The sequence below is a fragment of the Bacteroides sp. HMSC067B03 genome, from assembly GCF_001811315.1.
In the GTDB taxonomy this organism is placed as follows: domain Bacteria; phylum Bacteroidota; class Bacteroidia; order Bacteroidales; family Bacteroidaceae; genus Bacteroides; species Bacteroides faecis.
This window is the reverse complement of sequence record NZ_KV804227.1, coordinates 1-5,575: the sequence shown is the minus strand read 5'-3', so window position 1 is coordinate 5,575 and position 5,575 is coordinate 1. Positions and strand designations below refer to the sequence as shown.

The window sequence follows — 5,575 nt, the reverse complement described above, 5'->3', positions numbered from 1 at the left end:
CTCCCTTGAAAGGTTGATTATCCACCAAACATTACCCACAAAAGAATAAAGAAAATGGAAACAGGAAAAGAATTGTTTGAATCAATAATGAACTCTTGCCCCAGAAAGAAGGTGGTGAGTTTGTGTAAGAAATTAATAAAGAAATGTTCTTTTAATAGTGGCGAGGATGCTCGAAATTTATGCAGCCTTGGCTATCGTCTTTTCATATATGGACATATTGATGAAGCTCTCGCAGTTTCTCGCTATACACATAATGTTCCTTTTCCGGGTAGAGGAGTGTTCAACGTCTGGACTTTTATACTATGCCTATGGGGACTTGAGGTGTTTATCCTAAAAGCGCAAGGAAAATATGAAGAAGCTGATGTAAGAATAAAATCAATCGATTATATCCATGCACAACCGCTTGCTGACGAAAGCGCAGAAAAAAGTAGAAAAGACGCAGACGAATTGTATCTTACGTTTACTTATCCTGATGTATTGCGCCGTAAGAATATTGATGAAGATTCGCATTACGCTAATGAATGTCGTTTTACAGCCCTTTTCAAAATGATAGGATATGGCGCAACAGGGTTATATCCAAATCTGTCAGCACATTGGGAAGAATTACAGCAGGACATAAATAACTATGTTTCCATTCTCTCAAAAGAAAAATGAATTATGTGGGTAACAAGTGGCTTAACCTCCCCTGGAAAGGTCGGTTAGCCACCAAACATTATCGACCTGAAAAGAACAAGAAATGAAACCAAGAGATATATTTATTAAAGCCTGCAATGAGATAGCTATTCCTTTTATCGCAATGGGATTTAAGCCGTCTAAAAATGGACAATGTTTGAAAAAGATTTCAAAAGACAAAAATTTGACTTTTGAAATATGGTTTCGTTCAAGTGTATATAATTCATCTTGTAGTGTGGCTATATATCCACTGATTACGATTACCTGTAAAAACTTGAAAAAGTGGGTGCAAGAAGAGAATCTCAATGTCAATGATGATGGCTTAGTATATCATAATCATATTGGATACCTATCGCCAATAAATCAATATCAATCTTGGGATCTTGCCGGACTAAGCTATGCTCCATCAGTAAAAACAATAATTGATTTACTTGAAAAATATGCTTGTCCGATATTTGATTTATTTGAGAATAGACAAATGGCTATTGACTTCATTATGCAACATGGCTGTTGTTTCAATCAATACACGAAAGACTCTCTCCTTGCCCTGCCATATATGTTGAGATATGGTGAAAAGGAACAAGCCGAGAACTACTTCAATCATTACATACATTCAAGTAAATGTCGAAATAGATTTGTAAAAGCCTATTCTCAATTAGAAAAGAATGAAGTAATTGATTGTGGATTAGATAATCGTTTCGTAATACTTGCATATAGTCAAAAACTAAAAATAAAATAGGTCGATAACAAACAGATGAAACTTTTAAGGTGGTTTATCCGCCGAACATTAGCCACTTAAAAATAATAATAAAAATGACACATAACGAAGCCATAGAACTATTGTTGAAAGAGTACACTTCTTCTGACAAGAAGCAGCTTACTGAGCTATTCATACAAACCTTGCCAATAGGTCGGATTCATTTTGGGCTTCAAGTTTTGTCGAAAATGAAAACATATTATGTTCATTCATATTCAATATACGACATTCCTAAAACAGGTGATTTTTACAAAGACGAGAGGTTGTGGATAAAAGAAAATAAAAAACTATTCTTAGAAAGAAAATACCTCTCCTTTGAGAATATGACCGTAGAACAACAAAGAGAAATTATGGATGAACCTACAATAAACTCTTGTTATATTTGTTCGTCTTCCTTTGAGAAAGATATTGAAAAATATCCATTCAATCCCAAATATGGGGTGAATGAATCTGATGTTTTTCACATGGTACAATGCTTACAGCAAGAGAATAGGGAAAGTGTGAATTTCCTGTATGATCCCAAACAACAAAAGGAGGGGCTGAGTATTCTTAAAGAAATCTTTGAGACTATCACATCCGTGCAGGAATCAGACGGGATTCGCTATGTGTACAAATTGTTGAAGAAAAAAGAATTTTTCAAGCATTGGAAGAAAGAGGAAAAGCGTATAAGTGTTAAGTTTGCAGAATTAGCTTTACAACGTCTGTTGGAAATAATGGGATACCTTAGTATTCTCCACACTGAAAAATATAGAGGTTCCTTTTATGAGTTTAATGAAGGATGTACTCCAAGAAGCAGCCGAAGTTCTGATTGGAATTACCCAGTGGATTTTTGGAGAGGCAAAAACGGCATTGATAAGATAGCTTTTCAGTATTGGTTTGGAGAGTATGATGAACTTGAAAAATTCTGGAAACAATAGAGCGACTAACAAACGGATTAATCTACCAACAGCCGATTATCCACCTAACATTATGCACCAAAGATATAATATAAAAACAATAAGAATATGAAAGAAGAAAATTATCCAACTGGAGCTTTTGTAGCCTTTGTGTTATTATCACAAAATGAATGGGATATTAAAAAACTCATCAACGACTGCAAGGCAGATTGGAACATAGAAATTCCATATGACGGCAATGAAGAAGCGTTGGTAGCTGTTATGGGAGATGTTACACTTGCAGTAGCCATTATGCCTGCACCTGTTCCTAATCAAGAGGCGGAACATTATGCAGGAGCAAATTACATGTGGAAAGATGCAGTAGAAGTGACTAAAAGCCACAAGGCACATCTCATGGTTTCTGTATTGGGAAAGGATGCCAATCTATTGGAACGAGGGAAACTATTTACAAAAGTCGTTTCTTCATGCCTTAAACAAGAAAGAGCCATTGCTGTCTATACTGATGGAACTGTGTTCTATCCCCAGTTTTATTGTGATGTTGCATCTGTAATGCAGCAAGATGATGAAGCATTGCCTATATTGGATTGGGTGTGGTTTGGCGTATATCGCACCGAAGAATGTGCAGGTATATATACCTACGGAATGAGAAAATTTGGTAAAGAAGAAATGGAAGTTTATGCTGCCAATGCCGATCTGAATGATGTTCGCGATTTTCTGCTTGATATAGTTACATATGTTTTAGACTGCGATGTAACTTTGAATGATGGCGAAACCATCGGATTTTCGGAAGAACAAAAGCTCAGGATTACCCTTAGTGATGCGGTTGCATTGGATGGAAAGAGTTTGAAACTTGAATATCCACAATAAGAAGGCGCATAACAAACGGATAAATCTCCTATAACAGTCGATTATCCGCCAAACATTACTAACGATAACAAATTTGTATGAAAGTTTTTATTGGAGGTGAATTGGAACATAGTATTTCTGATAAGTTTCGTAAAGCAAGAAACTCTGTAATAGAATATATGGATTGTCTATGTGATATTTCATATATTAATGAACTAAGTTTCTATGTATTCTGCTTAAAAGGATTTACTACAAATCCATTAAGTAGATATTCGAAAAAACGTAATCGGATAGAATTGGAAATTCTACTCCCATTTGATAAATTTGAAACAGCAAATGATTCTCAATGTGTTGAGATATTGAAACAAAGTATTCTTGATGCTATTGAGAACTATAAAAATAAAAACATTCCACAACAATATATTGATGTAATTGTAGAAAAAATGAAAGCATCAATTAATGAATGAATTCGTTAGTAACAAACAGCACTACTGCTTAAAGCGGAACGCTGCCGAACATTAGCAACTAATTAAGCCAAATGAAATATGGAAATAAATTTTATAGCAAATGAAATAGTATATGAAGTGACAGAATACAACTCATATTTAGTTGGTTTTGCTGATGATAAGAATGAACCCAAAGAATATGTAATTGTCGAAAGAGCATTAGAATTTGATGAACAGGATATTAAATTAGGTATGGACTCATATTATTTTGAGTATTCAGACCAATCTAATTCTGGATATGGATTATGCGACAAAGTCATTTTACGTCAAAATGAGATTGTCTTTTCGGCAAAACATAAATGTATGGATGATATTACTTCAATAACTGTGTCATATAATGAAAATATAATTGAAGATGTAAATGAGTATAGAAAAATGCTTTCAAATATCTTTGGAGATATTTTGATTATTGAACAAGTTGCTAACAAACAGATGAAACCTTAAGGTAAAGTGGTTTATCTGCCAAACATTAGCTACTTGTAATAAAAAGAAAAATATGAATTGGAGTAATTACCTATCAGATAAAAAATGTCCTTCGCCTCCATATGCGCATTTAGGGGTATTGGAAGGAGAGGTGTGGGGATATTGGGATTTATCCCAAGTTCCAAAGGGTACTAAAATTTTGTCCTTACCTACACCATTAAAGAGAACCAAACTATCTTACAATAATTGGAACGCTCTGAGGAATAATGATGAAATTGAGGCAATAAAATTGGGTGATATTGACGAAGAACGCATTGATGTTTTGTCTTCATTGCCCAATTTGAAATACTTGGAGATCAGCTGTAATAAACAAGATGAGTTCCCGGAACTATCTACATTAAAATCATTGCAGATCCTTGTACTTGCCAACATAAAACGAGTAGATAATATTGAATTTCTGAAAGAACTTTCTGATTTGAAGACTCTTTATATATGCGACCTTAATCATCTTTATGATTTATCTCCGATAGCCGAATTGAGAAGTTTGCAAGAATTGTTTTTATCTAATGGAGGAATGTGCGGAGTCGGTAAGCCCGTTAAAAGCATGGAGCCGCTTTCCCGTTTACTTGAACTTGAATATTTACATTTTTGTGTAACAGTTGAGAATCGGAATTATGATATTTCTTCACTATTTCCCCTTAAAAAGCTAAAGCATTTATCTATCTTACCAAGATTTCTTAAAAAAGGAAATGAAGAAAAACTTAAGGAAATGTTGCCTTTGCTAAATTGGTAAAGTAGCTAACAAACAGCACTACCGCTTAAAGCGGAACGCTGCCAAACATTACCAACAATTACTTTATGAATAAAGAAATAGAAATACTTATAGCAGCCATAACAAAAGCCGCAAGAATGGCTTTCCAAAAGTTGTTTAGCAATGGCGAACATTTTTATTATTGTGCGCTTCTGACGACAGGTGAAGGTTTTGCTCCTGTTATTTCTGCATGGTCGTGGGAAGCATTAGCCAGAGTAACACAATTGAACTCTGAAACATATGCACAAAGTATAAAGTGGTCTTATGCAGACTCGCCATATTATGCTTTTGGCTACGACGAATATTTTAGTGATGTAAAACAGCTCTTTGAACATCGAGCTAATATTGATAGTTTGAATGATGAAGATTGGGGAAAGGAGTTTGATGTCAGGCTAACTGCTATGGTGAAAGCAATGTCAATTCTTGATAAAGAAGGACTTTTTGCACAAAACCAATCACGCCGCAGTATTTTGATAAATGTAGAATTAATGCCGCCTGATGCTTCAAATGTGCAAAGAGCATTAGAGCTAAACAACTCCGAAGATATTGAAGAATATCTTCAAGAAGCTGCTGAAAGTGAATAATAAAGTTGGTAACAAAGCGTGATAACGCTTGACAGCGTTCCCCGCTAAACCATTATAAACTCGTAAAATAAAAATATGAT

General features: G+C 34.7%; 8 protein-coding genes. All 8 read left to right on the top strand.

Annotation, left to right across the window (positions count from 1 at the left end; all coding sequences use genetic code 11):
• Window positions 1-54: 54 nt before the first annotated feature.
• The 8 genes from HMPREF2794_RS00645 (at window position 55) to HMPREF2794_RS00610 (ending at window position 5,495) form a co-directional block, all read left to right on the top strand.
• The gene (locus HMPREF2794_RS00645) at window positions 55-654 is read left to right on the top strand and encodes a DUF6707 family protein (protein WP_032568675.1); all 600 of its coding nucleotides are present in this window, start codon (window positions 55-57) and stop codon (window positions 652-654) included.
• 82 nt (window positions 655-736) lie between these two features.
• Window positions 737-1,411, top strand: a complete 675-nt coding sequence (locus HMPREF2794_RS00640) for a hypothetical protein (RefSeq protein WP_007558971.1) — start codon at window positions 737-739, stop codon at window positions 1,409-1,411.
• A 74-nt stretch (window positions 1,412-1,485) separates the two neighbouring features.
• Window positions 1,486-2,346 carry a hypothetical protein gene (locus tag HMPREF2794_RS00635; RefSeq protein WP_009040061.1) on the top strand — a complete coding sequence of 287 codons (861 nt, stop codon included), beginning with the start codon at window positions 1,486-1,488 and terminating at the stop codon, window positions 2,344-2,346.
• 87 nt (window positions 2,347-2,433) lie between these two features.
• Window positions 2,434-3,192 (top strand): DUF4261 domain-containing protein, encoded by a 759-nt coding sequence (locus tag HMPREF2794_RS00630; RefSeq protein ID WP_005842525.1) that lies wholly within the window; start codon window positions 2,434-2,436, stop codon window positions 3,190-3,192.
• A gap of 77 nt (window positions 3,193-3,269) precedes the next feature.
• Window positions 3,270-3,638 carry an Imm44 family immunity protein gene (locus HMPREF2794_RS00625; RefSeq protein ID WP_004295261.1) on the top strand — a complete coding sequence of 123 codons (369 nt, stop codon included), beginning with the start codon at window positions 3,270-3,272 and terminating at the stop codon, window positions 3,636-3,638.
• A gap of 78 nt (window positions 3,639-3,716) precedes the next feature.
• Window positions 3,717-4,121: an Imm10 family immunity protein gene (locus HMPREF2794_RS00620; RefSeq protein ID WP_005840574.1), complete on the top strand. Its 405-nt coding sequence runs from the start codon at window positions 3,717-3,719 to the stop codon at window positions 4,119-4,121.
• A gap of 52 nt (window positions 4,122-4,173) precedes the next feature.
• On the top strand, window positions 4,174-4,893 hold the full coding sequence (locus tag HMPREF2794_RS00615; RefSeq protein ID WP_008763879.1) for a leucine-rich repeat domain-containing protein: 720 nt from the start codon (window positions 4,174-4,176) through the stop codon (window positions 4,891-4,893).
• A gap of 65 nt (window positions 4,894-4,958) precedes the next feature.
• On the top strand, window positions 4,959-5,495 hold the full coding sequence (locus HMPREF2794_RS00610) for a DUF4303 domain-containing protein (RefSeq protein WP_009040063.1): 537 nt from the start codon (window positions 4,959-4,961) through the stop codon (window positions 5,493-5,495).
• Window positions 5,496-5,575: the final 80 nt, after the last annotated feature.